Source organism: Yoonia sp. SWMV100, from assembly GCF_056108365.1.
In genome coordinates, this window is the sequence record NZ_JBWBAQ010000002.1 from 274,266 (window position 1) to 300,450 (window position 26,185).

The following is a 26,185-nucleotide window of genomic DNA, read 5'->3' on the forward strand; positions in this document are numbered from 1 at the left end:
ATATCATGCCAACATATCAAAAATCTGTCTGTGTGTATTGCGGGTCCCGTGACGGGTCCAACGCCACCTATGCTGTAGCTGCCGATGAAACCGGCAAAATGCTGGTCCGCAACAACTGGCGGCTGGTTTACGGCGCAGGTGATGTCGGGTTGATGGGTCGGGTGGCGAATGCTGTGCAGTCTGCGGGCGGCAAAACCTTTGGGGTCATCCCCACCCACCTGCTGGATTGGGAGGTCGGCAAGCGCGACCTTGATAGTTTTGTCATTACCGAAACCATGCACGAACGCAAAAAGGTCATGTTCATGAACGCCGATGCGGTGGTCGTCCTGCCGGGTGGGGCTGGATCCCTGGACGAGTTCTTTGAGGCGCTCACATGGCGGCAGCTCAAACTGCACGCGAAACCGATCGTGCTGCTGAATACCGACGGTTTCTGGGACCCGCTTTGGACATTGTTGGAACACGTCGTCAAACAAGGCTTTGCTGGCGACGATATCCTGTCTTATGTGACAATCGTCCCGGACGTCGCCGCATTAGAGGCCAATCTGCGCGCCACTTTATCCTGACGGATGGCGGTCACCGAATACAGGATCACCGCCGCCCAGATCATTGGAAATGCGACCATATGCACGGTGCCGAATGGCTCTGCAAAGATCAGGACGGCGACCAGAAACTGCAGCGTCGGATTGATGTAGAATGCGATGCCTGTGGTCGCCATCGACACGCGGCGCGCGCCATAGCTGAACATCAACAGCGGGATCGATGTGATCGGTCCGGCGCATATCAGCAAGATACTGTCATGCCAGTTCTGACCGAACGCGCCACCTGTCGTCGGCTTGAACCCTTCGAAGCCCGCGAAGTGAACGCCTGCCAGCCAGATAACGGCCAATGGCAGCACCAATGCCACCTCTGCGGCGACCGTCAGAACGGGCCCAGCGGACACGCCTTTTTTGATCAACCCGTAGATGGCGAATGTCACCGCCAAAGACAGCGCCACAAGCGGTACAACACCTAAGCCTACGGTCAACACGGTCACCGCCGCAAAGACCAGCCCGATTGCAATCCATTTCAATGGGCTTAACGGTTCGGACAAGACAAAGCGCCCGATCAAGACGGACAGCAGCGGATAGATGTAATACCCCACGCTTGCCTCGGTGGAGCGATCAATTTGCGATGACAGAATGAACAAAAACCAATTCGCGGAAATCATCAAAGCCGCGACGACCATCAGCGCACTTTGGTCACGGATCAGCGCAAGCATTTGTTTGAACCGCCCCTGCATAACCAAGATGACCCCGAAGAACAAAAACGACCACACGGCCCGATGTGATAACACCTCAAGCGGTGGAATATGGCTCAGGGCTTTGTAGTAGATCGGGGACAACCCCCAGATCACACATGTGGCGATGATCGCGACGATCCCTTTGGTGCTGTCATTCACTGCGCCAGATCCCCCATAATTGCTGTGTAGCGGCTGATGGAAATATTCGATCCGCAGGCGATAATGCCAACATGCCGACCACCCAGCTCATCGCGCAAAGGCCCAAGGATTGCGGCCAGTGACGCGGCGCAAGCCGGTTCTGCGGTCAGCCGCAAGATGCGTTGGTAATGGTTCATCGCATGCCGCAATTCATCATCGTCAACACGCACGACGCAGTCCACATAGGTTTTGGTGACGGAAAACGAATAAGGCAGCGCATATGGCGCACTCAGACTATCGGCAATGGTATCGATGCGGTCCGACGTGACAGGTCTGCCCGCTTCAAAACTGCGGAACATGGCGTCAGCACCATAAGGTTCCACCCCGATCACGGTGGCACCCGGCCGCAGTTGTTTGATTGCACAGGCCATACCGCTTATCAGGCCGCCACCGCCGATGGGCACAACAAATGTATCTATTTGCGGGGCCTGATCCACATACTCCAACCCACATGTCGCGGCCCCTAGCGTCATGTGTGACCCTTCAAACGGGTGCATCAGCGTGCGCCCACCGTCAGCAGCAGCGTTCATCGCGGCAAATGCCGCAGGCATATCGTCATAAAGTTCGACAGTGGCACCCAGATCTTTGCAGCCGGTAATCCGCGATGGGTCCACGGTACTGGGCATGCAAATGACCGCGTCGACACCTGCGGCATGCGCGGCCCAAGACACCGCGAGCGCATGATTGCCACCACTCGCGGCGACGACACCTGCCTTGCGTTGGTCTTGGGTTAACTTGCGGATACCCAACAGAACGCCGCGCGCCTTGAACGATCCCGTCTGCTGAAACAATTCAAGCTTAACAGTGACGCTGGCGCAGTCAGGAAGCGTGCCGCCCCACCGATGCGATGTCAGCGGCAGCACAGGTGTTTCCACGACAGCCCCCCGCAGCATCGCGGCTGCCGCGTGAATTTCGTTTCGTGAAGGTCCGGACATAGTAGCCTCAAAGCAAAAGACCCGCAGGTGTCCCACGGGTCTAAGTCTTTGTCCATCCGGTATTAACCCGCGAGGTCCGCCATCACGATTTTTTCGATTTCGTTCAACGGATGATTGGTCAGTGTTTTTGGAATTTCGCCAATCACTTTGTCACTCACCTCTTGGTGCAGGTTGTCGCGCAATGCACCCAACACCCCCGGTGCAGCAACAAGAACGATTTGCGAAAAATTACCGCGGTGCGCATGGCCATACAAAAGGTCAGCCAATTCGACGGCAAAACGGTCTTTTGCAAGTTCATGCCAATCAGTATCATCAAAAGCCGACTTTTGGCCGGGGCCGCCGTCGTTCATCCGGCCGGGGCGATTAGCGGACTGTTCAAGGTTCGAAGGATTGTCTTGCTCCTTCTTTCTGACGACCTGCAAATGCGGATTTTCAGCGTCTGTCTGGTTTTCAAGAAACAGCGCCTTTTCACTATCCGCGACCAATACCCATGTGCCCTTTGCGATCTCAGTCATCAGACACATCCTCTGACGGGGCTATTTCGCTAGGCTGGCTACGGACTTTAGAAACGCCCGTTGCGCGGCGGTCCGAACCGTCAGCGCCACCATGTGCACCCGGAACTGCGTTCGACTGCGGCGCCCCATTCACCTCTTGTTCGGTGTCTGACGTGCCATCTTGGGAACGTTTGCGATCTGCCATAACTTGTCCTTCCGTGTTCTGGTTCGATTACTGACACAACCCTAAGGTCACGCCGTTCGTTCCATAAAAAAGGCCCACCGCAAATTGCGGCAGGCCAAAAACACGCGACACGATGGGAAATTACATACGGCCCGCGACGTTTTCCCAGTTCACAAGGTTATCAAGGAAGTTCGTCAGATAGACCGGACGCTTGTTCCGGAAGTCGATGTAATAGGAATGTTCCCAAACATCGCAGCCCAGCAGCGCGGTCTGCCCAAAGCAAAGCGGGTTCACGCCGTTTTCTGTTTTGGTCACTTTCAGCGCGCCATCGGTGTCTTTCACCAACCAGCACCAGCCGGAACCAAACTGCCCAGCGCCTGCTGCGCTAAACTGTTTTTTGAATTCGTCAACGGATCCAAAGCTTTCGACAAGCGCCTTTTCAAGTTCGCCAGGCATTGCATTGCCGTTTGGACCCATCATTTCCCAAAATTGGTTGTGGTTCCAAAGCTGCGAAATGTTGTTGAAGATACCGCTCTGCGCCACAGCCGTCGGGTTGTAGGTGCCTGTGATGATTTCCTCAAGGGACTTGCCTTCCCATTCGGTGCCGGCGATCGCGGCGTTTCCGTTGGTCACATAGGCATTGTGGTGCAGGTCGTGGTGAAATTCGAGCGTCTCAGCAGACATGCCCTTTGATGCAAGAGCGTCGTGTGCGTATGGAAGATCGGGGAGTGTAAAAGCCATTTTCTTACTTTCTGTGTTAGGGACAGTATGCATTGATACATGTCACATGGTTGCGAGAGGTCAAGGGTTAGATCGGTCTTGGCGGGTCGTTCACAATCACCTGTGCGCCGATGCACATCTGTCAGGCAGCAGCTGCAAATGGGCGCGCCGCCTGACGCATTGTCATCCACCCCAGTAACGCGCTGTCAAAGGCACGCGGGTTTTCAAGAAACGGCAAATGTCCGGCGTCCATCAGGTACCCCTGCGCATGGGACACCCCGCGCAAGATATTCAACTGGTGCCGCGCTGGCACCACGGCATCCGCGCTTCCGATCACGGCAAGCACGGGCGTCGAGATATTTTCCAGCACGTCGATTAAAGAATGCCGCAACACCCAGTCCGCAAGCAGTCGAATGTCTTCTGCCCGGCACGCCTGCAGCGATGACCGCATCTGTTCGGAAAACTCTGCCGCGACGGCAGGCGTTGTGACACTGCGCAGCCCCTGTTCAAAGCGTGTGCGGTTCGACAGCCAATAGCGCCACAAGACACCAAACAATGGGCGCGCCACTTTTGGCCACTTCATCACTTCGGTTGAAAAACATGCGGCGCGGCCGCGGTGTCCACACGTCAGACCGCCGGCCATTACAATACTGTCAATCGCAGCGGGGTTCTGTTGCGCCAAAAGCAAACTTAGCATTGCGCCTGTGGAATGCGACACAATCATCGCAGGCTCGCCACCCGCAAAGTCTGCGATACGGGCCGACGCGTCGTTGGTCCATTCCGCCACAGTCAGCGCGCGACGCGTCGGGTCGTGACCCGGCAACGGCAGGTTCAGGCAGCGGGCGGCAGACAGGCCAAGACGGGCTTGAGTGGGCGCCCAAATGTCGGGCGTCTCGAAAAGTCCGGGGATGAAAATCATGGGTGGGGTCATGGCGTTAGGCCTTTCTTACAGGCCTAACGCCAATCGGCTTACATCGTTCCATCTGCGGCAGCACGACCGTGTAGGGCGCCCGCCGCGATGGGGTCACATCAGGTCAATTTGCCTAAATCGGCTGGGTTAAACCCGATCAGGGCGTCGGTATCACCGGTCCGAATTTTTTCGGCCCAATCCGGATCGCTTAGCAGCACACGCCCGACCGCAATCAGGTCAAATTCGTCACGGTCCATCCGCGTAAGCAGCTTGTCCAACCCAACGTTCGCAGACCCACCGCCGGCAAAGGCCGTAAAGAAATCCGCGTCCAGCCCAACAGATCCAACGCTGATCGTGGGCTTGCCCGTGATCTTTTTGGCCCAACCGGCAAAGTTCAAGCCGTCTTCACCATCGATGTCGGCAAATTCCGGCTCCCAGAAGCGGCGCTGCGAACAGTGGAAAATATCCACACCTGCATCCGAGAGCGGCGCAAGCCATGCTTCCATTTCGGCTGGCGTCTCGGCCAACCGCACCGCATAGTCTTGCTGTTTCCATTGGCTTAACCGCAAGATCACCGGGAAATCCGGGCCGACCGCCGCACGCACAGCTTTGACCACCTCGACCGCAAAGCGCGACCGCTCTGGCAACGTTTTACCGCCCCAGTGATCGGCGCGCTGGTTGGTGCCGGACCAGAAGAACTGATCGATCAGATAGCCATGCGCGCCATGCAGTTCGGCCACGTCAAAACCAAGCCGCTTTGCGTCAGCGGCAGCGCTTGCGAATGCTGCGATCGTATCCGCGATGTCGCTTTCGGTCATGGCCTTACCGCTGGGCTTGCCCGGCGCGAACAAACCAGAAGGGCTTTCCATCGGTATCTCAGACGTCCATCCGCTGGAGCTTGGCGCGGTGGATGTGTGCCACAGCTGTGGTCCCATCCGGCCCCCTGCATCATGGACAGCATCAATGACAGTTTTCCAGCCAGCCAGCGCGTTTTCTCCATGAAAGAAAGGAATGCCCGGTTCGTTACGCGACAATGGCCGGTCGATCACGGTGCCCTCGGACAGGATGAGGCCAACCCCGCCTTGCGCACGGCGGCGGTAATAGTCGGCGTTTTGCTGCGCCGGAACCCCGTTCGGGGCCATCGCACGTGTCATCGGTGCCATGACGATGCGGTTTTTGAGGTTCAACCCGCCAAGCTTGAACGGACGGAAAAGAGGTGCGACTTCGGCCGAGGTGGCGGGTGTGTCGAGTGACATTGGTGATGCTCCTATTGCTATCGCACCTAAGTATATTTTGTAGACCTGGTTTCAATTAGGCACTATTCCTACACTAAGTGTATCAAAGGAAACCTTATGCCCAAAGACACCAGCGAAACGCGTCATTTCACCGTTGACTGCCCCAACCGACTTCTTTTTGCCGAGATCGCAGATAAATGGTCGATGATGATTTTGACGGTTCTGGACGCCGGGCCACACCGTTTTAACAGCATTAAAAGATGTCTAGAGGGTGTATCGCAAAAGTCGTTGACGCAGACGTTGCGCAAACTTGAACGCAACGGAATCATTTCCCGCACCGTCCGCAATACATCCCCGATTGCCGTTGAATATGCGATGACCCCGCTTGGTCGTTCCCTGCTCGCGCCGTACCGTGCGATTTACAAGTGGACCTGCATCAACCTGCAAGAGGTCAACGCAGCCAGGGCAGAGTACGACGCGAACCAGTGACGCTAAGCGGTTTTAAAGTGGCCAACAGCACCGGCATGTGCCGACGCCACAAGCAGATCAAAGGCGTAATCAGCGACCGACCGGAAACAAATCAATTCAAACGTATCTGCGTCACGCATCCAGAATGCCGCAGCAATTTGGCCAATCCGGCTGCGCCGGCATTGGCCGGGTTTAAAGGTATCCGGGTGCAAATCGACAGGCGCAAGCTTGGCAAGCACATCGTGCGCATAGGCGCCCTCGACAGAAACGAGCGCGCGGGCGTCTGATACATTTTCCGCCAAATAATGCCTTTTCTTCAATGCCTTATCAATTGATGCTAAAGCATCAGAAACGGCGCTGTATGGAAGCAGGATCAGCAATTCGTCCGGCGACATCCAGCACAGGCCTTTGTCACCATCAATGCTGACACCCCCTTTTGTTGGAAAATCGCACCCCGTCAGGGACGTGCAAACGGATTTCACCTTGCTGTCGGATAGATCCCCGCGCAACGTGATCATCCCCCGCAACCCGGCCTCGCGGATTGTGACCTCTCCCGCAGCGACTTTACCGTTCAAAGCACTGACCGCATTAGACATTTTGCTTTGCCCCTTCTTTGTCATAAAACACCGGATCAACAATTCTGGCGGCGACCGTTGTGCCGTCAAGCTTGTTGAATTCAATCACCTCGCCCATCCGGTCCGGCCCGCGCAAAACCAGCCCCATCGCGATCCCCTTCGCGAGGGTCGCGGAATAATACGTTGATGTGACCCGGCCTTGCGTGTTGCGTTGCCCGTTCGCATTGTGTCCATCAGCAATCGCATACGCACCATCTGGCAAAACAGACCCATCGACGGTCTCAAGCCCGACCAGTTTCCAGCGGTTCGGGTCGGCCATGTGGCTGCGCGTGTGGGCGCGCTTGCCCAGATAATCGTCTTTCTTTTTGGATAGCGCCCACTGCAGGTTCAAATCCTGCGGAATCACTGTTCCGTCAGTTTCATCCCCGATCATGATAAAGCCCTTTTCAGCGCGCAAAATATGCAGGCATTCTGTGCCATAAGGCATCACGCCGAACTCTTCACCGGCTGCAATCAGCGCATCCCAGAATGCGGCGCCCTGACCAGCGGGCACAGCCACCTCGTATGACAATTCTCCCGAAAAACTGATCCGAAAGACGCGCGCATCAAATGCGCCAATCTTGCCCTTGGCCCACTGCATAAATGGAAGCGCCTCGGCGGACAGGTCCATATCGCCACCCAGTTTGCGCAACAATTTGCGGGCATTCGGGCCAACAACCGCGATTTGCGCGTATTGTTCGGTGACGTTTGCCACGTAAACCTGCATGTCCCACCACTCGCACTGCAACCAGTCTTCCATGTGGGCGTGAATGCGTTCGGCACCCCCGGTTGTGGTGTGACAAAGCCAGGTGTTTTCGTCCATGCGGACCACAACACCGTCATCCATCAGGAACCCGTTTTCCGAACACATCAGCCCGTAACGACATTTTCCGACCGGTAATGTCGACATCACGTTTGTGTACATCAAATCAAGGAATTTTCCGGCGTCCGGACCTTTGACGATCAGCTTGCCCAGTGTGGATGCATCCAGCAGCCCGACGTTGGTGCGCGTATTCACCACCTCGCGGTTGACGGCGTCATGCACTGTCTCGTCGGGGCGCACATACGCATAGGGCCTGCGCCATTGACCAACAGGTTCGTTGTCTGCCCCATGCGCATTCGACCATGCCGATACGGGCGTTTTGCGGATCGGTTGGAATAGATCACCGCGGGCAGAGCCGCCAATCGCACCCAACGAGATGGGGGTATATGGCGGGCGGAACGTGGTGGTGCCGACATTTGGAATGTCTGCATTCAACGCCTGCGAAAGCACGGCCAAACCATTGATATTACTTAATTTACCTTGGTCGGTTGCCATCCCCAATGTCGTATAGCGTTTTGCGTGTTCAACGCTTTCAAAACCTTCCTGCGCGGCCAACTGCACGTCGGACACTTTGACGTCGTTTTGAAAATCCAACCACGCCTTCGCGCGCAGGGCATGGCTTGCCCCTTGCGGCATCATCCAAACCGGTGAAATCGGTCCCTCGGCGTCATCCTCGCCCAAGGGGGCCTGTCCTGCACGTTTGCTATGGCCGGCCACTTTGGCCGCAACACGCCCCGCCGCCCATCCATCGCCGACGGCTTCGGCGGTAAACAAATGGCCGTTGGCAGTGCCCGCCGCGATGACAAATGGTGCGCCGTTTGCACCGGTGGGGGGCTTTTCGTGATCGGGGCGGAACATCACCTGATCCGCGTCCCAGCACAGTTTCCCGCCACAATGCGACCACAGGTGTACGACGGGCGACCAACCGCCCGACATCGCCACGCAGTCACACGCGATCTCTTCGATGACTGCGCCCTCGCCGGCTTGCGTGCATATCCCGACGGATGTGACGCGCTTGCCACCTTTGACCTTGGCGATGCCTTTGCCAACCTCGACCCTGATACCCAACGCACGCACCGCGTCAATCAACGGTCCTTCGACATCTTTGCGCGCGTCGATGATCGCCGGGATCTCTAGGCCTGCGCGCTTTAGCACCAATGCCGTCCGGTAGGCATCATCATTATTGGTCACGACAACGGTGCGGTCGCCCAGCGATACACCAAAATTCACCACATAATCGCGCACCGCCGCAGCCAGAATAACACCCGGCACGTCGTTACCGGCAAACGACAGCGGGCGTTCGATCGCGCCGGTCGCCGTGATGATTTGCTTGGCGCGAATGCGCCACAGGCGGTGTCGCGGGCCGTCCGTATCAGGCGCGTGATCTGTCAACCTTTCATAGCCCAGCGCATAGCCATGGTCATAAACACCCGCGCCCATGCACCGCAAACGCAAGTCAACATTCGGCATATTTTCAAGGACTTCGACTGTTTCCTTCACCCAATCCTGGGCAGGCATGCCTTCGATTGTGGGCTCATCGACAACCGCGCGACCGCCCCAATGTGCGGTTTGTTCCATCAGCAGGACACGCGCACCGGCTTCAGCAGCCGCAAGTGCAGCAGCGAGGCCCGCAATGCCGCCGCCCACAACCAAGACATCAACATGGACATGAAAGTGTTCGTATGTGCTGGTGTCACGGTCTTTTGGTGCTTTACCCAGCCCCGCAGAGTGGCGAATGACCGGCTCGTAGACATGTTTCCAGAAGGCCTGCGGGTACATAAACATTTTATAGTAAAAGCCCGCGGGCAGGAACCGCGCGAAATGTGTGTTGATTGCCCCGACATCAAATTCAAGGCTTGGCCAGTGGTTTTGGGACGCCGCAGTCAGACCATCAAAAAGTTCGGTGGTCGTCGCGCGTTGGTTCGGTTCGAATTGGCCACCCGCTCCAAGGTTCATCAGCGCGTTAGGTTCTTCGGCACCCGACGCCACCACGCCGCGCGGACGGTGATATTTAAACGACCGCCCCATCAGCAACTGGTCATTCGCCAATAGCGCAGAGGCAAGCGTATCGCCTTCAAAGCCACGCAAATTCTTGCCGTTAAACTTGAATGACAGCGGTTTGTTTTTGTTGATTAGACGGCCCATGCCGGAAAGACGGGTGCTCATTGAAAGGTTCCCTTCGACCAACCGGGGCGCTTGCCTGCGATCGTCTCTGTGATGCTTTGCGGTGGCTGTGTGGATTGCGCCGGATAGGTGCCGAATACTTCTAGGGTGGCGGTGCAGCGCGCCGCCAGAAACCATTTCCCGCAACCATAGGCATGGCGCCAACGTTCAAAATGAACGCCCTTCGGGTTTTCGCGCATAAACAGGTAATCCTCAAAATCATCGTCGGATGATCCCGGCCCCTCGCGTTTGAGATGCGCCTGCCCCCCGGCATGCAATTCGGTTTCATCGGCGTCCACGCCGCAATAGGGACACTGAAGGGTCAGCATGTTGGGGCCTCGATGTTTGGGGAAGATGTCGCAACCAAAACGCAAAAGGCAGCCGCATTGCTGCGCCCGCCTTTCACGTCTTGGGGAGAGGAAAGATGAAAAGAATTATTCGTCCAAAGGCATAACCTTGATGAATGGAATAGGTGCTGGCCCGTATGGCGCGTCTTGTGCGTTGGCCTGCCCCATCGCGAACACGACCGCCAGCATTGCTGTAAACGCGATGCCGACTCCGAAAATAAAGCCGAAACCGCCCGTGTTCCGTTTGGTTTTTTTAGTGAAATCAAGCATGTCGTGGCATCCTCGTTTGTTGATGCCTCACCATCACCCGTCCACACTCGCAAAGCTAGACAAGCCAGAATCCCCCGGCCTTTTGGGCCAAGGACAGCCGAATGTTCAACTTCAGGTCGGCCAAGTTCCGCCAAAGGCGACATTGGCGCCTTAAATTTGACGTGATTGGCAGGCGCGCGTTTTCTGATGGTTTCTGACATCAATGCGCCACCCCGGCCGCCACGCTTTCGTCGATGAACTTGCCTTCGCGGAACCGGAACATACTGAATTCTTCGGTCAAAGGTGAATGACCTTTTGCAATCAGTTCCGCCATCGCCCAACCCGATCCGGGAATTGCCTTGAATCCTCCGGTGCCCCAACCACAGTTGACGAACACCCCGTCAACGGGTGTCTTTGACAAAATCGGGGATCGGTCGCCCGTCACATCGACGATCCCCCCCCATTGGCGCAGCATTTTCAGCCGCGACACCATCGGAAAGGTTTCGATCAGCGCGCGCACGGTTTCTTCGATGTGATGGAATGACCCGCGCTGGGTATAATTGTTAAAGCTATCGGTGCCGCCACCGATGACCATTTCGCCCTTATCGGACTGCGACATATACCCGTGAACGGTGTTGGCCATGACCACCACGTCCATACAGGGCTTGATCGGCTCGGATACCAAGGCCTGCAAGGCCACAGATTCAATCGGTAACCGGAACCCCGCCATTTGCGCCATGACGCCCGCATGCCCGGCGACAACCATCGCCAGTTTGCCACAGTCAATCGGCCCCTTCGATGTATCAACGCCAACAACCTTGCCTTCGTTTTGGCGCACGCCGGTGACTTCGCATTGTTGGATGATATCCATCCCCATCGCGGAACATGCGCGCGCATAGCCCCATGCCACAGCGTCGTGCCGTGCCGTGCCGCCCCGCGCCTGATACAAACCGCCCAGCACCGGATAACGCGGCCCGTCGATGTTGATAATCGGGCAAAGTTCCTTGACCCGGTCCGGGCCGATCCATTCTGTCGACACACCTTGCAACGCATTCGCCTGTGCGGTGCGCTGATATCCCCGAATTTCGTGTTGCGTTTGGGCAAGCATGATCAAACCACGCGGACTGAACATCACGTTATAGTTCAGGTCCTGTGACATGGTTTCATACAGGCTGCGCGCCTTTTCATAGATCGCGGCGGACGGATCCTGCAGATAGTTCGACCGGATAATCGTTGTGTTGCGGCCCGTGTTGCCGCCACCCAGCCAACCCTTTTCCAACACTGCCACGTTGGTGATGCCGAAATTCTTACCCAGATAATAAGCGGTCGCCAGACCATGCCCCCCGGCACCGACGATCACGACGTCGTATTTCTTTTTGGGTGCGGGCTTTGCCCATGCGCGGTCCCAACCGGTATGCTGGCGCATCGCCTCACGAGCAACGGCAAAAGCTGAATAACGTTTCATGCGGTCATCGATTCCCTGTTTGGTCCGAACTTGACTTGCATCCTATCTGGACCCTTCTGGGTGCCAAGAGGATACTGCCAGCGGCGTCTGGCTAACAATTAACGACATGGGTGCAAACCCCCCATAACGCCATGTCGTCGCATCCCCCTTTTCACCAAGGCTCCAGAAGGCTATGTCAGCCTTGATCTAAAGGGATGGGACGGGATGATTTTTTGGCTGATTTGCGGTGTTTTGACGCTTGGTGTCGCGGGGATCCTTGCCGCAACGCTGCAAAGACCGCGTCGCGAACATACCCAAAATCCAGATGTCGGCGTGTATCGCGCCCAACTCGATGAAATTGAACGCGACTTGTCGCGGGGCCTCTTGCCCCAAGAAGAAGCCGAACGCGCGCGCGCCGAAGTCGCCCGCCGTCTGATCGCCGCGACCAACGAGCCATCCGACGCCTCGCGCACAACCACCCCCAACCGTTCGATCATCTTTGGCATTGTCGCCGCGCTGTCAGTGGTGACGTTCGCGATTTATAGTGCGCTTGGCGCGCCCGGCTATGGCGACCTGCCGTTAAAGGCGCGGCTTGCCGCCAGCCAAGAGGCGCGCAACACACGCCCGTCCCAGACCGAACTGGAAATGGCAGCACCGCCCAGCCTGCCCGTTGATGCCCCAGCGGATTATCTGAACGCCATAGCAAAGCTGCGCGTGATTGCCGAAACACGCCCCGACGACACCGAAGCATGGGCGCGTCTGGCCTATCACGAGTCAGAGTTGCGCAACTTTGCCGCAGCCACCCGCGCCCAAGAGCATCTTCTGGAAATTCTTGGTGACGCGGCCAGCATCGATGACCTGCAGATCTTGGCAGATTTGCAAGTTACAGCAGCAAACGGTCTGATCTCGCCCGAGGCAGAAACAACGCTGCGCAGCATATTGGCCCGCGATGAACAAAATATCGCGGCGCGGTATTACATGGGTGCGCTCTATAACCAAACCGACCGCCCTGATATCGCAGTGCGGCTGTGGCGTGACATTGCAGAAAACGGCGACATCACAAGCTTTTATGTCACCTCGGCCAGAGGACAAATCGAAGACGCCGCCTTTCGGGCAGGCATCGACTATTCACTGCCATCCGTGCGTGGCCCGTCCGCGGCCGACATCGACAACGCCAAAGACATGACAGATGACGAACGGGCCGCCATGATCGGGAACATGGTTGCCGGGCTCGCAGACCGACTGGCCAACGAAGGCGGGCCAGCGTCGGACTGGGCGCGGTTAATTGCGGCCTACGGCGTGTTGGGCGACGATTCCAGCGCCCGTGCCGTCTGGGTCGAAGCCCAGCAAGTGTTCGCAACCAATGCCGCCGCAATGGACACGCTGACCAACGCGGCACAACAGGCAGGGCTGGTGGAATGATCTGCGAAACACCCCAGGCCTTTGCTGCGACCTTGCCGGATTTTAGTGCGGTCGCCGGGCTTGACCTTGGGACAGTAACGATTGGCGTCGCCGTATCCGATTTGACGCGTTCGGTGGCAACGCCGCTGGAAACCATCAAGCGTAAGAAATTTGGTCTTGATGCGGCGCGCCTCTTCGAGATTACCACCGCCCGCCAGATCAAAGGGCTCGTTCTGGGGCTGCCAATGAATATGGACGGCTCTGAAGGCCCACGATGTCAAGCAACGCGGGCGTTTGCACGCAATTTGGAACGGCTCACGGACCTGCCAATTGTATTTTGGGATGAACGGCTGTCGACTGTCGCCGCAGAGCGCGCCCTGATCGAAGCGGACACATCACGCAAAAGACGCGCAGAGGTCATTGATCACGTCGCGGCCAGCTATATCTTGCAGGGGATGCTGGACAGGCTGGCACACCTTAGGAAAAACGCGTGACCAAATCTGAAAACACCGACCAAATCTGGAAGCGCGCGGAAATTGACAGCCCGTGCATCAAAATCTGTGTGATCCAGCCCGAAAGCCGACTGTGCACCGGATGCCTGCGGACAATCGACGAAATCGGGGGCTGGTCGCGGATGACCCCTGCAGAGCGCGCGGCGGTGATGGCCGATTTACCCAATCGCAAGACAAAGGTTTCGAAACGACGCGGCGGTCGTGCCGCGCGTTTAGGTTAGGTTCCTGATCAGGACACGGAGTGTTCACTTTTATGGGATGGGAACAAAGTGAAGTTTAAAGTCTTTCTTGTTTGTGCAAGCATTCCCGTCTCGGGATGCCTGCCACATGCGGGCGTGACGCAAAACCCAAAGATGTCCACCGTGGCGGCTGTCGAAAACGGGCTATCGGTGGCGTCGTTTCAGTGCCCGTTTACCCAGACACGCAACATCATCTTTAGCGATCCCAATCACCCGGACGTGCTGACGCTCGACTTGATCGGAGTCGAGTGTGAGGCCGCTGTTTTGCGGTCAACCGTGACCACCCAGCAGGGCGAGGTCATATTTGCGACAATCGCCCCCGTTACAACGTATATCTACGACGGAAACGGCCCCGAAAGCACACAGCGCTTGTTGCATGACGTCACATCCAGCCGACTTTTTGACCAAAACAACGTGTCGCACGGTCAGCAACTTCCTTTGGTAAATGATCTTCTGGCGCGGCCCGGGTTTTATGAAGTGAACATCGCGGCTTATAATAAAACGGTGGCAAATGATCTGCCGATCTTCTGTCACCAAAACACGGCAACATCCACCGTCTGCTATGTGCGATTGGGCGGTGAAACTGTGGATATTTTCGAAACCGGCAGCTAGCCGCTTGGAAATACGAAACACCGGTCACGCCGGATCATCAGCCATAGCGGCGTGCCGACTTTGGGCAAAAAGACCGACGGCACCACCGCCCGCAAGGTTGATCCATCGTAATCCATTTTGAATTCGACCAAGCTTGACGCGCCCACAAACCGTGCCCGCTGCACCACCCCGCGCGCCGGCGTTCCGTCAATTGCCGTCGGGTGTGGACCGCGCCCCGCGCGATCAAAATCGATTTTCAGATGTTGCGGACGGATAACGATATCTACAGCGGTGCCGTTCGCCACGCCCGGCGCCAGAAACTGACCAAAAGGTGTGTCTGTCAATGCGCCCTCGACGACGCCCTTAATCACATTGATATCACTAAAAAACGCTGCTGCTTTGCGATCAACAGGCGTATTGTAAATATTATAGGGCGCCCCCTGCTGTACGATTTTCCCGTCGCGCATCAGGGCGATTTCATCGGCCATGCGCATCGCTTCGCCGGGTTCGTGGGTGACCAACAAAACAGCTGTCCCCTCGCCCTTAAGCACCTCGAGCGTCTCGTCGCGGATATCGTCGCGCAAGCGGTCATCCAGACCAGAAAACGGTTCATCCATCAGCATGATACGCGGCCGCGGTGCCAAGGCGCGCGCCAAAGCAACGCGTTGCTGTTCACCGCCTGACAGCTGGTGTGGATAGTCGTCAATATAACGCCCCATCCCCACCTTCCCCAGCAGTCTTTCCACCCGCGACGCTGCCTCGGTTCCTTTTTTCAGGCCAAAGGCCACATTCTGCCCCACCGTCAAATGCGGAAACAATGCAAAGTCTTGGAACATCAACCCGATTGATCGCCCTTCGGGTGGCACACGATAGATGGTGTCACAAACAAGCTGACCGTCCACATGGATGGTCCCGCTGTCTTGCATCTCGACGCCGGCGATGATTCGCAGGGTCGTTGATTTCCCGCACCCCGATGGACCAAGCAAACAGGTCACCTGCCCCGGCATGACCGTCAGGCTTACGTCGTCGACCACGCGGCGACCACCAAAAGCTTTGACGATGTTCTTAATCTCGAGACGTGGTGTTTGCATGAGCGCGCGCGATCCCTGACGAAAATTATTGGGTATACCGCACCTAACAACCCCGGCACGGCAGGGCAAGATTTAGGTCAGATCAAATCCGACACTTTGCATGATACGCCCGTTGACTTGCAGATGGATTTGATGCGCCCCCGGATAAAGCCGGAACGTGGTCGCGTCGCCTTTGAAACGGTGGGTTTTGGTGATCGTGACAGGGATTCCCGCCTTGGCGATGCATTGTTTGAATTTGAAAACTTTTGGTGCGGTTTTCCCGTTCGCCTTCACGAAATCAATCACATAATCGATGATCAGCGGGGTGTCGGTTGCGACCGTAAGGGACGCGTTGATCGTCAAGCTCGCGTCAATAGGGATCGCCGTTTCGCTCAGATCGAATTGCGTCAGGTTGATCGGCGCGTCGGGCAGATAGCCAAGATGGCGCAGCGCTGCCGGATCGCCTGCTTTTATCAACCCACGCAAGGCGTGCTTGCGCATCCAGTCCAGTTCAGGCGCCAGTTGCCCGCCCGCGCCCTGCCACCGTTCAAGCCGGTCAATGACCAATCCGCCGTTGAACTTTGTGATATCATTCAGGTGGTTGGCCACGGACCGCGTCACAAAACGCGTCTTGTCCGCATATAGCTGATCCAAAAGCGGCAGTGTCTGTGCTTGTGTCAAACCGACGCTCTGCCCCCATGGCAGCCTTGGCCGCGTTCCCTCTGACACCAGGCGCCGGACATGATAATTGTCGTGGCGCACCCAGTCGTGCAACCTTTCCAGCGTCGCGGCCTCGTGACGGTTCAAAAACGCTCTGAGCGAAAATTCCATTGAAAACCGCTGTGTCAGCGCCTGCATCAACGTAAGGCTTTCGTCCAGATGCCGTTCGATCCCGCGTGTTTCGACAAACACACCCAAGGGCGCATAAATGAAATGTCCGAAATCATCATCCGTACGTGACGGATCAAGCGGCGGCGGCAAGGCCGCGGTGATGGCGTCACAGGCGGCTATATAGTCCCGCGGCAGGTGCCGCGCGAGAACCTCCGCGATCAGGTTTATCCGTGCTTTCAGCTCAAGCGGCGGCAGCTGCGCCATGACGTCGGCGACAAACGGTGCCGCACTAAAAACACCCGCCCGTTCAAAATGATCGCCCAAAAGGCCAACTGTTTCAGCGTTAAAAAGCTGGTCTTTCAGGCTAAATCCTTGGGCCATCAGATCGTGGCGTTAATGGCACCGCCGTCGGCGACGATATTTTGGCCCACGATAAATCCGGCATGCTGAGAGCAAAGAAACGCACAGGTCGCGCCAAATTCGTCCGCGGTGCCATAGCGACGTGCGGGAATGGTTGCCTGGCGCTGCGCCTTGGCGGCCGCAATGTCGATGCCTTGCGCAGTTGCCACCCCTGTATCAAGGCTGACAGCGCGATCAGTCGCATGAATGCCCGGCAACATGTTGTTGATCGTGACACCGTATTGCGCAACTTGACGCGACGTGCCCGCAACAAATCCCGTCAGACCGGCACGCGCAGAATTCGACAGACCCAGTTGCGGAATTGGTGCCTTGACCGAACCTGACGTGATGTTCACGACGCGGCCCCATCCACGGTCAATCATACCGGGCATCAGCGCCTGCATCAGCGCGATTGGTGCCAGCATATTGGCGTCCAAAGCCGCAATAAAGTCATCCCGGCTCCAGTCGGTCCACATTCCCGGAGGCGGACCACCCGCATTGTTGACCAGAATATCCACGTCACCCGCAGCGGCCAGCAATGCTTCGCGGCCTGCTTGGGTTGCGACGTCCGCCGCAACAGTTGTCACATCGACGCCGTAGTTTGTACGGATGTAATCCGCCGTCGCCTCAAGCGCCTCTTGGCCGCGTGCGTTCAGGACTAAATCGACACCAGCCTCCGCCAGAGCGACAGCGCAGCCCCGACCTAACCCTTTGGATGACGCGCATACCAACGCACGTTTGCCTTTAATACCCAGATCCATCTTATGTCCCTCCAAAATTCAAACACAGACCTAACACCACAAATCGGTAGGGTCTATTCCCTTTGACCGCGCGTCGGTGTAACGGTTTCGCATGACTAGCCAGACCCTCGTCGTGGATGTTTTTCGCGCTGCGGATTTCGCAGCAACGCATGGCGTGCGCTATGGTGAACCGATGTCGTTTGCTGATGATATGATCATGGACGATCAATACCGTTTAGCACCCAAATCAATCAGTTACGGACTAAAGTTGCAAAATTCCGAAACGCGGCTGTCGCGCGCTGACGGGAACGGTAACGTGGTGCACGTGGATTGCTGCCTGACATTGATGGCCCCGGACGGTGTCACGCTTGAATTACTGATCCTCGTCGAAGTGGCGGACGACCTGGTCGCCGACATTCACCTCCTGCCATTGGGTGAAATTTTACAAAATACCAACTACCGTCTGATCGGGATCGAGAGACATGCCGCCACACGGCGCTTTGCCCAAGCGGCTGGTGGATCTTTCGCGCGCGGCACGCATATCACCATGGGGACCGGCGAAATGCGCCCGATCGAAACCCTGCAAGCAGGCGACATGGTGCTGACGCGTGACCACGGCCGCCAGCCCATCAAAATCATTGGCCAAAGCACATTACGCGCAACCGGACAATTCGCGCCGGTTCTTATTAAAAAAGGTGCGCTGCACAACGAAAATGATCTGGTCCTGCGCCCTGATCACCGGCTGTTTATTTATCAGCGCGAAGATATTTTGGGGGCTGGCCGATCAGAGGTCCTGATAAAAGCCCGGCATCTGGTCGATGATCGGACGGTGGTACGTCGCAACGGCGGATTTATCGAGTATTTCCAACTGATCTTTGAAGAGCATTACATCATTTTTGCCGAAGGGATTGCTGCGGAATCGCATTTCATCGATCAGCGCAGCCGTGGCGCATTGTCTGACACCAACGATGTGACAATCCACAATCGTGTCAGGCATCTGGACTACGAGGTCCAAGACGGATTGACCGCACAGACCGATATCGTCAGTGTCCTGCGACGGGCGTCGACCAGTTAAGGTGTGACAGATCCTTCCCCGACAATGATAAGCGTGGCGTCAAACAAGGTGCCATTGTGGATGACACCCGCCTCTAGATCAGCGACCGCAATCGCCGTCAGTGGTTGGTTTAAAAACTGCCCGTCGGCCGTACCGCCCAAAACCAATCGATCTGATCCGGCCGTTAACACCCCACTGTAGTCGATGCTGACACCGTCGCGAAGAGTGCCCCCATCAATCGTGACCTCGCCCGCGTAATCTGCAACATTTCCACGTCCCGTCGTTCCAAAAAAATTGTCCAAAGTCCCAGTGACGGTATTCCCCGCAAAATCCACCGCGATGGCGGAATCACCATACAGCACCAGAACCTGCGCGGGATTTTCGACGCGCATCGTGACGAAGCCATCAAAATGTGCCTGACCGGACGTTGGGATCGCGGGTTCCGGTGTCGCCATCATGCCCATCACACCGGCACCCGGATCACCAAGCACCCGCACCCGTTGGGTTTCGTATATATCGATACGGGCAAGCCTTGGGTCGATGCCGCTGCCGACGCTTTCGCCGCCGCCGCCCCCGCATGCGGTTGCCATAAGAAATACGAGGATATGATAAGGTTTATACATTTCACGACGTCTAGCGCCGAACCGAAAAGAATAGGTTAAGCGCATGCCGCATTGCCCTTTTCTTTGCGACCGCATAAAGCATCTGCCATGACAAATCGCCCGCCCCTTCCGCCTGAAATTGGCCGCCGCCGCACCTTTGCGATCATTTCGCACCCGGATGCTGGCAAAACAACCTTGACCGAAAAATTCCTTTTGTATGGTGGCGCCATTCAGATGGCCGGACAGGTACGCGCCAAAGGCGAGGCCCGACGTACCCGGTCAGATTTCATGCAAATGGAAAAAGATCGCGGTATTTCCGTTTCCGCGTCGGCGATGTCTTTCGACTTTGGAAAATACCGGTTCAACCTTGTGGACACGCCCGGACACTCGGATTTTTCCGAAGACACATATCGCACGCTGACGGCAGTCGACGCGGCCGTGATGGTCATTGACGGTGCCAAAGGTGTCGAGAGTCAGACGCAAAAGCTGTTCGAAGTCTGTCGTTTGCGGGACCTACCGATCTTGACTTTCTGCAACAAAATGGACCGCGAAAGCCGCGATACGTTCGAAATTATTGACGAAATCCAAGAAAACCTTGCAATCGACGTGACCCCGGCAAGCTGGCCCATCGGGGTGGGGCGCGAATTCATCGGCTGCTACGATATTTTGCGCGACCGTCTTGAATTGATGGATCGCGCTGACCGTAACAAGGTTGCCGCCAGCATTTCGATCAACGGATTGGACGACCCGAAGCTGGCGGAACACGTGCCTGCGCACTTGCTTGAAAAATTCCGCGAAGAAATCGAGATGGCCAAGGAGCTTTTGCCAAAACTGGACCCAGAGGCCTTGTTGAATGGCTCAATGACGCCGATCTGGTTCGGCTCTGCGATGAATTCATTTGGGGTCAAGGAACTGATGGACGGCTTGGCAACCTATGGGCCGGAACCGCAGATCCAAACTGCACAGCCGCGCAATATCGCGCCGGAAGAACCCAAAGTGACGGGGTTCGTGTTCAAGGTGCAGGCCAATATGGACCCCAAACACCGCGACCGCGTCGCCTTTGTGCGGCTGGCGTCGGGGCATTTCTTGCGCGGGATGAAGCTCACGCATGTGCGTTCTAAAAAGCAGATGGCGATCAGTAACCCTGTGATGTTTCTGGCCGCTGACCGCGAATTGGCCGAAGAAGCATGGGCCGGTGACATCATTGGCATCCCGAACCATGGCCAGTTGCGCATTGGTGATACCCTGACCGAAGGCGAGGAAATTCGGGTGTCGGGCATCCCGTCATTTGCGCCTGAACTACTGCAAACATGCCGCGCGGGCGACCCGATGAAGGCCAAGCATCTTGAAAAAGCGTTGATGCAATTCGCCGAAGAAGGTGCCGCCAAAGTGTTTAAACCCACGTTTGGGTCCGGTTTTATCGTCGGCGTCGTCGGTGCATTGCAGTTCGAAGTTCTCGCCAGTCGGATCGAACTGGAGTACGGCCTGCCCGTCCGTTTCGAATCCTCGCAATTTACATCGGCCCGTTGGGTCGCTGGCAGCAAGGACGCCGTCGAAAAATTCGCGTCCGCCAACAAGCAACACATCGCGACGGATAACGACGGCGACACCGTGTACCTGACGCGGTTGCAATGGGATATTGACCGTGTCGGGCGCGACTACCCGGATATCAAACTGACTGCGACAAAAGAAATGATGGTGTGATGCCCAAGCGTCATAGCCTGCGCCGGGCTGTGACGTTTGCCGGTTCACGTAAAATTGTCATTTTAACAAACGGTAATCCGTGTAGTCTGTGGTGAACCGCAGCCAACCCCAAGCAGAGAATTGATATGAAGCGCATCAGCAGCACGGCCCTCACCCTCGCCATGACCGCAGGCAGCACATCCGTATGGGCACAGACCGATGGCTGGGCGATGTTAAACGATATCCAAATTGATGAAATCGTGACGGATACATCCTACGAGGTCAAAAAGACATTTCCTGAAAGCCTGCGCAACGGTGTCCCCGACATGGTGATTACCGGCTATGTCGTCCCGATCACACCCGGCGCAGATGTTGTTGAGCTGATCTTGGTGTCCGACATGGGCCTGTGCCCGTTTTGTGGTGACCCGTCGCATGGCGCAAGCTTACAAGTGACATTGAAAACGCCTGCCGCCGGCCTTGAGGAAGGCGCCCGCATCACGCTGCGCGGCGACCTATCGCCCGTCTTGGACCCGCAAACGTGGAATGCGGTCGTTCTTGAAAATGCTGTGATCATCACATCTTAAGCCGTTTGCTTTGTCTTATAGCAGTTTTGGCAATCTGACATGCTCATGATCAGCGATCAATTTCCGCACCGGTAGCGAACAGTAAACGCCAAACCCGGCGCGTCGCTTGACGCACAAGCACATTTTCGCTATCGGGTTACTTGGCTAAATTTGCCAACGACGCCGGGACGCTCGGAAATAATGCGTCCTTTCACCTGCGCGGACCGTACCCGCATCAATAGGACGCACATGACTAAATTCTCTGACCTGAACCTTGACCCCAAGGTTCTTAAGGCTGTTGCCGAAACTGGCTACGAAACCCCGACCCCTATTCAAGAAGGTGCAATTCCGCCAGCTCTTGAAGGACGCGATGTCCTTGGCATTGCCCAGACCGGCACCGGAAAAACTGCAAGCTTCACGCTTCCGATGATTACGCTGTTGGGGCGTGGACGTGCGCGTGCGCGGATGCCACGGTCTTTGGTATTGGCCCCAACGCGGGAGCTGGCTGCGCAAGTTGCTGAAAACTTTGACGCATACGCCAAATACACCAAACTGACCAAGGCGCTGTTGATCGGCGGCACCAGTTTTAAAGACCAGGACCAGTTGATCGACAAAGGCGTGGACGTGCTGATCGCGACCCCCGGCCGCCTTCTGGACCACTTGGAACGTGGTAAGCTTATTCTGACCGACGTGAAAATCATGGTCGTCGACGAAGCCGACCGGATGCTCGACATGGGCTTCATTCCCGATATCGAAGAAATTTTCAAGCGCACGCCGTTTACGCGGCAAACGCTGTTCTTCTCGGCGACGATGGCACCCGAAATTGAACGGATCACCAACACATTCCTGTCGAACCCCGCCAAGATCGAAGTCGCGCGCGCCGCAACCACAAACGTCAACATCAAACAAAGCGTTGTGATGTTCCACGGCACGAACAAGGTGAAAGAGCCGTCAGAAAAGCGGGCCCTTTTGCGCAAGCTGATTGACCTCGAAGGTGACGCCTGCACCAATGCGATCATCTTTTGCAACCGCAAGTCCGACGTCGATATTGTCGCAAAGTCATTGAATAAATATGGCTATGAGGCGGCGCCGATCCATGGAGATCTGGACCAAAGCCATCGCACACGGACATTGGAATCGTTCCGCGACAATAAACTGCGTTTTCTTGTGGCCTCTGACGTTGCTGCACGCGGTCTTGATATTCCCGCAGTGACCCACGTGTTTAACTTTGACGTGCCAAGCCATGCCGAAGACTATGTGCACCGGATTGGCCGGACAGGCCGCGCCGGTCGCACGGGCACTGCAATCATGATCTGTGGCGCGCGCGACGAAAAATATTTCGCCGATGTCGAGGCATTGGTGAACACGACAATCCCGCGCCAAGACGCGCCAGGGGATGTGGCTCCGAAATCGCAGGCGCCCGCAACCGACGCCCCCGAACGCCCCAAACGCACGCGCACACGCAACCGTAAGCCGGCTGCTGCTGTACCAGCAGAGGACGCAAAGCCAACACCGCCAGTCGTGACAGCACCCGCGCCTGAAAAGCCCGCAGCACCAGCACCCGAGCCCGCGCAGCAACCGCGCGAAAGCCGCCCACCGCGCAACCGGCAGCAATACCGTGACAACGGGCCAGCCGTAGTCGGCATGGGCGACGATACCCCTGCGTTTATCGCACTGAGCTTCGAAGAGCGGATGAAAAGCTGATCACATTGGCGGTGTTGATTAACGTTTAAACACCGCCGATCAGTTGGTTCGCATGCGACGTGTTTGTATCGGGTTAGAACACGTCACCGAAACAGCATTCGGGCCGGCTGAACGGATGATGCATCCACACCAGCATCTAGGCAGGACAGTATTTTTACTGGGCAGAAGGGTCGATCAGCCCGACGGCTGATCGTTTCCATATACGCATACCAACTGATTTTTTGGATGGATTGTTCACATACGCTGAAAAAGAAATGCGCTGGCCGGGGTCACCCCCGACCAAAGTGTTAGCTCAGACGCGATATGATCACGGTGACTTCTGGCTTTTTGCCTATTTCGCCTTGTGTAGAACGGCGGGCAATTGTTTTCAGCTCTTTTTCCAGTTTCACATCGTCACGCAGCGTTTTTGCTTCGGCGCGATTGATAAACTGGCTCAGGTCTTGTTCGACCACATCCACCAAGGCCGCGTTGTTGCGCCCGGTTTCCGCTAGACCCGAAATTTCGACCCAAGGATCGCCGAGCGGCTCATCGTTTTCATCGATGATCAGCGTCACGATCATATGCCCGTTCAGCGCCATGCGGATACGGTCGCGGACGATGCCGTCCATCGCGCCGAACTGTGCGGTGCCATCCAGATACGTACGCCCGGTTTCAATGTATTCGGCAACCTTGGGTGCATTGCCGGACAGGTCAATCATCATACCGTTTACGGCAACGATCCCGGTAAGACCGCTTTTGTTCCCGACTTTGACGTGTTCGCGCAGGTGGCGATGTTCGCCGTGCATCGGGATCAGAATTTGTGGTTTGACGATCTGGTGCATGGTTTCCAGATCCGGCCGGTTTGCGTGACCAGATACGTGGTATTTACCGCCAGCGTCATCGATCACGTCAACGCCCAATTCGGACAGTTGGTTCATAATCCGGATCACACCGCGTTCGTTACCGGGGATGGTTTTCGACGAGAACAGGAATGTATCCCCTTCCTTGAGCTTCAGCCCCAGATAGGAACCCTGCGCAAGTTGTGCAGAGGCCGCGCGGCGTTCACCCTGCGACCCGGTCACCAGCAACATCACGTTCTCGCGCGGCATGTTCAACGCGTCTTCGGGTGATACCACAGGCGGGAAGCCCGACAAAATGCCCACCTCGGTCGCGGCTTCGACCATACGGCGCATGGCACGCCCTAACAGAACGACCGAACGGCCCCCCTTTTGCGCGGCAATCGCCAGTGTCTTTAGGCGTGCGATGTTCGATGCAAATGTGGTGGCCACCACCATGCCCGACGCGTCTTTCATCATCTCGGCAATGGCATCACCGATCGTCGATTCCGACCGGCCCGGCGCCTCGGAGAAAATGTTGGTACTGTCACAGATCAGCGCCTTAACACCGTCCTTTGACACCTCTTCCCAAAGAGCGGCATTCCACGGGTCACCGACAACGGGCGTTTCATCGATTTTAAAGTCGCCAGAGTGCAGAACGCGCCCCGCCGGGCTGTCAATCAACAGGCCCGCGCTTTCGGGGATAGAGTGGCTGATCGGCAAATACGAAATTTTAAAGGGACCGCAGTCAATCACTTGCGGATAGACATCAACAACCGTCACCACGCTTTCGGGCAGGCCATGCTCTGACAGTTTGCGCCGCGCAATATTCGCCGTGAACGGACGCGCATAGACAGGCGCGCCAAGACGTTCCCAATAGTGACCGATCGCGCCGACGTGATCCTCGTGGGCGTGAGTGATGAAAATACCCTCGATCTGGGACTTGCGTGCGACAAGCCAGCTAATGTCAGGAAAGATCAGGTCGACCCCCGGTGAGCTGTCCATATCGGGGAACGTCACGCCAAGGTCGACAACGATCAGGCGTTCCTTGCCAGGTTTACCATAGCCGTAGACGTAGGCATTCATGCCGATCTCGCCGGCGCCCCCAAGAGGCAGATAGATCAGGCGGTCGCTCATTTATTTTCCTTATTATACTTATGGATGACGGTCAGGCCGTGCATCGTCAGATCGTCTTCAAACACGTCGAACAGGTTTTCCGCCTGCTGGAACAGGGGCGCAAGCCCCCCGGTCGCGATAACCTTCATCGCGACGCCGCGTTCTGCTTTGATCCGCGCACATATCTCGCGAACCAGTCCAATGTAACCCCAAAAGACGCCTGATTGCATACAGGCAACGGTATTCGTGCCCACAACGTGTTGTGGTTTGGAAATATCCACATGCGGAAGCGCCGCCGCGGCATTGTGCAATGCTTCAAGGCTAAGGTTCACACCGGGCGCGATCACGCCGCCAACATAAGCACCATCCGTGTCCACAACGTCAAAGGTTGTTGCGGTGCCAAAGTCAACAACGATCAAGTTGCCGCCATGCCGGGTAAACGCGCCGGCTGTATTGACCAATCGATCCGGCCCAACTTGGGTTCCCTCATCGACGCGCGGCTGCATCGGAAGCAGACAATCCGGTTTGCCCACCACCAACGGGCGACAGTTGAAATACCGGTCTGACAGAACCCGCAAGTTGAACACAACCCGTGGCACAGTCGAGCTGACGATCACTTCGTCGATGACCGCATCAACATTCTGAAACCGCATCAGTGTCGACAGCCACACATAATATTGGTCGGCCGTGCGTTGCCATTCCGTGCTGGTGCGCCAAGTCGCAACAAAATCGGTGCCGTCCCAGATCGAAAACACGGTGTTGGTATTTCCGCAATCAATCGCCAAAAGCATGGCGCGCTCCT

General features: G+C 56.6%; 28 protein-coding genes. 10 read left to right on the forward strand and 18 right to left on the reverse strand.

All coding sequences use genetic code 11. The annotated features are described in order from the left end of the window. Positions 1–5 precede the first annotated feature (5 nt). Positions 6–563, forward strand: coding sequence for an LOG family protein (locus ACXJGX_RS01405; protein ID WP_474778349.1), 558 nt, complete (start codon positions 6–8; stop codon positions 561–563). Here the strand turns inward: ACXJGX_RS01405 and rarD are convergent. The 7 genes from rarD to ACXJGX_RS01440 all read right to left on the reverse strand — a co-directional run bounded on the left by rarD (position 500) and on the right by ACXJGX_RS01440 (position 5,976). Further along, positions 500–1,438, reverse strand: a complete 939-nt coding sequence (rarD, locus tag ACXJGX_RS01410; RefSeq protein WP_474778350.1) for an EamA family transporter RarD — start codon at positions 1,436–1,438, stop codon at positions 500–502. The genes ACXJGX_RS01405 and rarD overlap by 64 nt on opposite strands. Beyond that, positions 1,435–2,412, reverse strand: a complete 978-nt coding sequence (locus ACXJGX_RS01415) for a threonine ammonia-lyase (RefSeq protein WP_474778351.1) — start codon at positions 2,410–2,412, stop codon at positions 1,435–1,437. Before ACXJGX_RS01415 ends, rarD begins: the two co-directional genes overlap by 4 nt. Positions 2,413–2,474: 62 nt before the next feature. After that, positions 2,475–2,927, reverse strand: coding sequence for a host attachment family protein (locus tag ACXJGX_RS01420; protein ID WP_474778352.1), 453 nt, complete (start codon positions 2,925–2,927; stop codon positions 2,475–2,477). Next, complete coding sequence (locus ACXJGX_RS01425; protein ID WP_474778353.1) at positions 2,920–3,111, reverse strand: hypothetical protein; 192 nt, start codon at positions 3,109–3,111, stop codon at positions 2,920–2,922. The genes ACXJGX_RS01420 and ACXJGX_RS01425 overlap by 8 nt, the downstream gene beginning before the upstream one ends. 120 nt (positions 3,112–3,231) lie before the next feature. Beyond that, the gene (locus ACXJGX_RS01430) at positions 3,232–3,831 is read right to left on the reverse strand and encodes a superoxide dismutase (RefSeq protein ID WP_474778354.1); all 600 of its coding nucleotides are present in this window, start codon (positions 3,829–3,831) and stop codon (positions 3,232–3,234) included. Positions 3,832–3,952: 121 nt separating this feature from the next. Beyond that, entirely contained in the window at positions 3,953–4,741 is a 789-nt protein-coding gene (locus ACXJGX_RS01435; RefSeq protein ID WP_474778355.1) for an alpha/beta fold hydrolase, read from the reverse strand. Positions 4,742–4,839: 98 nt separating this feature from the next. Next, positions 4,840–5,976, reverse strand: coding sequence for an NADH:flavin oxidoreductase (locus tag ACXJGX_RS01440; RefSeq protein ID WP_474778356.1), 1,137 nt, complete (start codon positions 5,974–5,976; stop codon positions 4,840–4,842). A gap of 96 nt (positions 5,977–6,072) precedes the next feature. On the opposite strand from ACXJGX_RS01440, the gene ACXJGX_RS01445 reads away from it, so the two are divergent. Then, entirely contained in the window at positions 6,073–6,444 is a 372-nt protein-coding gene (locus tag ACXJGX_RS01445) for a winged helix-turn-helix transcriptional regulator (RefSeq protein ID WP_474778357.1), read from the forward strand. Positions 6,445–6,446: 2 nt separating this feature from the next. Here the strand turns inward: ACXJGX_RS01445 and ACXJGX_RS01450 are convergent, their stop codons facing one another. The 5 genes from ACXJGX_RS01450 to ACXJGX_RS01470 all read right to left on the reverse strand — a co-directional run bounded on the left by ACXJGX_RS01450 (position 6,447) and on the right by ACXJGX_RS01470 (position 12,084). After that, positions 6,447–7,019, reverse strand: coding sequence for a sarcosine oxidase subunit gamma (locus tag ACXJGX_RS01450; RefSeq protein WP_474778358.1), 573 nt, complete (start codon positions 7,017–7,019; stop codon positions 6,447–6,449). Next, positions 7,012–10,026, reverse strand: a complete 3,015-nt coding sequence (locus ACXJGX_RS01455) for a sarcosine oxidase subunit alpha family protein (RefSeq protein ID WP_474778359.1) — start codon at positions 10,024–10,026, stop codon at positions 7,012–7,014. The genes ACXJGX_RS01450 and ACXJGX_RS01455 overlap by 8 nt, the downstream gene beginning before the upstream one ends. Further along, positions 10,023–10,352, reverse strand: coding sequence for a sarcosine oxidase subunit delta (locus ACXJGX_RS01460; RefSeq protein ID WP_474778360.1), 330 nt, complete (start codon positions 10,350–10,352; stop codon positions 10,023–10,025). Before ACXJGX_RS01460 ends, ACXJGX_RS01455 begins: the two co-directional genes overlap by 4 nt. 105 nt (positions 10,353–10,457) lie before the next feature. Beyond that, positions 10,458–10,640, reverse strand: a complete 183-nt coding sequence (locus tag ACXJGX_RS01465; protein WP_474778361.1) for a hypothetical protein — start codon at positions 10,638–10,640, stop codon at positions 10,458–10,460. A 199-nt stretch (positions 10,641–10,839) separates the two neighbouring features. Continuing rightward, positions 10,840–12,084, reverse strand: a complete 1,245-nt coding sequence (locus tag ACXJGX_RS01470; RefSeq protein WP_474778362.1) for a sarcosine oxidase subunit beta family protein — start codon at positions 12,082–12,084, stop codon at positions 10,840–10,842. Between the two features lie 204 nt (positions 12,085–12,288). Here ACXJGX_RS01470 and ccmI point away from each other — a divergent pair, with 204 nt between their 5' ends. Genes ccmI through ACXJGX_RS01490 form a run of 4 tightly spaced genes read left to right on the forward strand, consistent with a single transcriptional unit; the run spans position 12,289 to position 14,827 of the window. Further along, complete coding sequence (ccmI, locus tag ACXJGX_RS01475; protein WP_474778363.1) at positions 12,289–13,485, forward strand: c-type cytochrome biogenesis protein CcmI; 1,197 nt, start codon at positions 12,289–12,291, stop codon at positions 13,483–13,485. Further along, positions 13,482–13,958 (forward strand): Holliday junction resolvase RuvX, encoded by a 477-nt coding sequence (gene ruvX / locus ACXJGX_RS01480; RefSeq protein WP_474778364.1) that lies wholly within the window; start codon positions 13,482–13,484, stop codon positions 13,956–13,958. The genes ccmI and ruvX overlap by 4 nt, the downstream gene beginning before the upstream one ends. Further along, positions 13,955–14,197, forward strand: a complete 243-nt coding sequence (locus ACXJGX_RS01485) for a DUF1289 domain-containing protein (RefSeq protein ID WP_474778365.1) — start codon at positions 13,955–13,957, stop codon at positions 14,195–14,197. Before ruvX ends, ACXJGX_RS01485 begins: the two co-directional genes overlap by 4 nt. A 48-nt stretch (positions 14,198–14,245) precedes the next feature. After that, on the forward strand, positions 14,246–14,827 hold the full coding sequence (locus ACXJGX_RS01490) for a hypothetical protein (RefSeq protein WP_474778366.1): 582 nt from the start codon (positions 14,246–14,248) through the stop codon (positions 14,825–14,827). Here ACXJGX_RS01490 and ACXJGX_RS01495 read toward each other — a convergent pair. The 3 genes from ACXJGX_RS01495 to ACXJGX_RS01505 form a co-directional block, all read right to left on the reverse strand. Beyond that, positions 14,824–15,897: an ABC transporter ATP-binding protein gene (locus ACXJGX_RS01495; protein ID WP_474778367.1), complete on the reverse strand. Its 1,074-nt coding sequence runs from the start codon at positions 15,895–15,897 to the stop codon at positions 14,824–14,826. The genes ACXJGX_RS01490 and ACXJGX_RS01495 overlap by 4 nt on opposite strands. A 72-nt stretch (positions 15,898–15,969) precedes the next feature. Next, on the reverse strand, positions 15,970–17,088 hold the full coding sequence (locus tag ACXJGX_RS01500; RefSeq protein WP_474778368.1) for a hypothetical protein: 1,119 nt from the start codon (positions 17,086–17,088) through the stop codon (positions 15,970–15,972). Next, positions 17,088–17,867: an SDR family oxidoreductase gene (locus ACXJGX_RS01505; RefSeq protein WP_474778369.1), complete on the reverse strand. Its 780-nt coding sequence runs from the start codon at positions 17,865–17,867 to the stop codon at positions 17,088–17,090. Before ACXJGX_RS01505 ends, ACXJGX_RS01500 begins: the two co-directional genes overlap by 1 nt. 91 nt (positions 17,868–17,958) lie before the next feature. Here ACXJGX_RS01505 and ACXJGX_RS01510 point away from each other — a divergent pair, with 91 nt between their 5' ends. After that, the gene (locus tag ACXJGX_RS01510; RefSeq protein ID WP_474778370.1) at positions 17,959–18,921 is read left to right on the forward strand and encodes a Hint domain-containing protein; all 963 of its coding nucleotides are present in this window, start codon (positions 17,959–17,961) and stop codon (positions 18,919–18,921) included. Here ACXJGX_RS01510 and ACXJGX_RS01515 read toward each other — a convergent pair. Further along, complete coding sequence (locus tag ACXJGX_RS01515) at positions 18,918–19,568, reverse strand: hypothetical protein (RefSeq protein WP_474778371.1); 651 nt, start codon at positions 19,566–19,568, stop codon at positions 18,918–18,920. The genes ACXJGX_RS01510 and ACXJGX_RS01515 overlap by 4 nt on opposite strands. Before the next feature lie 42 nt (positions 19,569–19,610). Here ACXJGX_RS01515 and ACXJGX_RS01520 point away from each other — a divergent pair, with 42 nt between their 5' ends. The 3 genes from ACXJGX_RS01520 to ACXJGX_RS01530 all read left to right on the forward strand — a co-directional run bounded on the left by ACXJGX_RS01520 (position 19,611) and on the right by ACXJGX_RS01530 (position 23,452). After that, positions 19,611–21,206, forward strand: a complete 1,596-nt coding sequence (locus ACXJGX_RS01520; protein WP_474778372.1) for a peptide chain release factor 3 — start codon at positions 19,611–19,613, stop codon at positions 21,204–21,206. Positions 21,207–21,331: 125 nt separating this feature from the next. Continuing rightward, a complete protein-coding gene (locus tag ACXJGX_RS01525; RefSeq protein ID WP_474778373.1) occupies positions 21,332–21,769 on the forward strand; it encodes a hypothetical protein in 438 nt (145 codons plus the stop codon). A 228-nt stretch (positions 21,770–21,997) separates the two neighbouring features. Continuing rightward, positions 21,998–23,452 carry a DEAD/DEAH box helicase gene (locus ACXJGX_RS01530; RefSeq protein WP_474778374.1) on the forward strand — a complete coding sequence of 485 codons (1,455 nt, stop codon included), beginning with the start codon at positions 21,998–22,000 and terminating at the stop codon, positions 23,450–23,452. 287 nt (positions 23,453–23,739) lie between these two features. On the opposite strand, the gene ACXJGX_RS01535 is transcribed toward ACXJGX_RS01530, so the two are convergent. Then, positions 23,740–25,404 carry a ribonuclease J gene (locus ACXJGX_RS01535; protein WP_474778375.1) on the reverse strand — a complete coding sequence of 555 codons (1,665 nt, stop codon included), beginning with the start codon at positions 25,402–25,404 and terminating at the stop codon, positions 23,740–23,742. Then, positions 25,401–26,174 (reverse strand): type III pantothenate kinase, encoded by a 774-nt coding sequence (locus tag ACXJGX_RS01540; RefSeq protein ID WP_474778376.1) that lies wholly within the window; start codon positions 26,172–26,174, stop codon positions 25,401–25,403. The genes ACXJGX_RS01535 and ACXJGX_RS01540 overlap by 4 nt, the downstream gene beginning before the upstream one ends. Positions 26,175–26,185 lie beyond the last annotated feature (11 nt).

What these genes read in the sequence shown, in the direction of transcription:
- ccmI (WP_474778363.1), top strand. Translation starts at nt 12,289, where the DNA reads ATGATTTTTTGGCTGATTTGCGGTGTTTTGACGCTTGGTGTCGCGGGG.
- ACXJGX_RS01405 (WP_474778349.1), top strand. Translation starts at nt 6, where the DNA reads ATGCCAACATATCAAAAATCTGTCTGTGTGTATTGCGGGTCCCGTGAC.
- ACXJGX_RS01455 (WP_474778359.1), bottom strand. Translation starts at nt 10,026, where the DNA reads ATGAGCACCCGTCTTTCCGGCATGGGCCGTCTAATCAACAAAAACAAA.
- ACXJGX_RS01415 (WP_474778351.1), bottom strand. Translation starts at nt 2,412, where the DNA reads ATGTCCGGACCTTCACGAAACGAAATTCACGCGGCAGCCGCGATGCTG.
- ACXJGX_RS01530 (WP_474778374.1), top strand. Translation starts at nt 21,998, where the DNA reads ATGACTAAATTCTCTGACCTGAACCTTGACCCCAAGGTTCTTAAGGCT.
- ACXJGX_RS01515 (WP_474778371.1), bottom strand. Translation starts at nt 19,568, where the DNA reads ATGCGCTTAACCTATTCTTTTCGGTTCGGCGCTAGACGTCGTGAAATG.
- ACXJGX_RS01525 (WP_474778373.1), top strand. Translation starts at nt 21,332, where the DNA reads ATGAAGCGCATCAGCAGCACGGCCCTCACCCTCGCCATGACCGCAGGC.
- ACXJGX_RS01450 (WP_474778358.1), bottom strand. Translation starts at nt 7,019, where the DNA reads ATGTCTAATGCGGTCAGTGCTTTGAACGGTAAAGTCGCTGCGGGAGAG.
- ACXJGX_RS01440 (WP_474778356.1), bottom strand. Translation starts at nt 5,976, where the DNA reads ATGTCACTCGACACACCCGCCACCTCGGCCGAAGTCGCACCTCTTTTC.
- ACXJGX_RS01540 (WP_474778376.1), bottom strand. Translation starts at nt 26,174, where the DNA reads ATGCTTTTGGCGATTGATTGCGGAAATACCAACACCGTGTTTTCGATC.
- ACXJGX_RS01430 (WP_474778354.1), bottom strand. Translation starts at nt 3,831, where the DNA reads ATGGCTTTTACACTCCCCGATCTTCCATACGCACACGACGCTCTTGCA.
- ACXJGX_RS01535 (WP_474778375.1), bottom strand. Translation starts at nt 25,404, where the DNA reads ATGAGCGACCGCCTGATCTATCTGCCTCTTGGGGGCGCCGGCGAGATC.
- ACXJGX_RS01465 (WP_474778361.1), bottom strand. Translation starts at nt 10,640, where the DNA reads ATGCTTGATTTCACTAAAAAAACCAAACGGAACACGGGCGGTTTCGGC.
- ACXJGX_RS01445 (WP_474778357.1), top strand. Translation starts at nt 6,073, where the DNA reads ATGCCCAAAGACACCAGCGAAACGCGTCATTTCACCGTTGACTGCCCC.
- ACXJGX_RS01460 (WP_474778360.1), bottom strand. Translation starts at nt 10,352, where the DNA reads ATGCTGACCCTTCAGTGTCCCTATTGCGGCGTGGACGCCGATGAAACC.
- ruvX (WP_474778364.1), top strand. Translation starts at nt 13,482, where the DNA reads ATGATCTGCGAAACACCCCAGGCCTTTGCTGCGACCTTGCCGGATTTT.
- ACXJGX_RS01420 (WP_474778352.1), bottom strand. Translation starts at nt 2,927, where the DNA reads ATGACTGAGATCGCAAAGGGCACATGGGTATTGGTCGCGGATAGTGAA.
- ACXJGX_RS01435 (WP_474778355.1), bottom strand. Translation starts at nt 4,741, where the DNA reads ATGACCCCACCCATGATTTTCATCCCCGGACTTTTCGAGACGCCCGAC.
- ACXJGX_RS01425 (WP_474778353.1), bottom strand. Translation starts at nt 3,111, where the DNA reads ATGGCAGATCGCAAACGTTCCCAAGATGGCACGTCAGACACCGAACAA.
- ACXJGX_RS01505 (WP_474778369.1), bottom strand. Translation starts at nt 17,867, where the DNA reads ATGGATCTGGGTATTAAAGGCAAACGTGCGTTGGTATGCGCGTCATCC.
- ACXJGX_RS01520 (WP_474778372.1), top strand. Translation starts at nt 19,611, where the DNA reads ATGACAAATCGCCCGCCCCTTCCGCCTGAAATTGGCCGCCGCCGCACC.
- ACXJGX_RS01510 (WP_474778370.1), top strand. Translation starts at nt 17,959, where the DNA reads ATGACTAGCCAGACCCTCGTCGTGGATGTTTTTCGCGCTGCGGATTTC.
- ACXJGX_RS01470 (WP_474778362.1), bottom strand. Translation starts at nt 12,084, where the DNA reads ATGAAACGTTATTCAGCTTTTGCCGTTGCTCGTGAGGCGATGCGCCAG.
- ACXJGX_RS01500 (WP_474778368.1), bottom strand. Translation starts at nt 17,088, where the DNA reads ATGGCCCAAGGATTTAGCCTGAAAGACCAGCTTTTTAACGCTGAAACA.
- ACXJGX_RS01495 (WP_474778367.1), bottom strand. Translation starts at nt 15,897, where the DNA reads ATGCAAACACCACGTCTCGAGATTAAGAACATCGTCAAAGCTTTTGGT.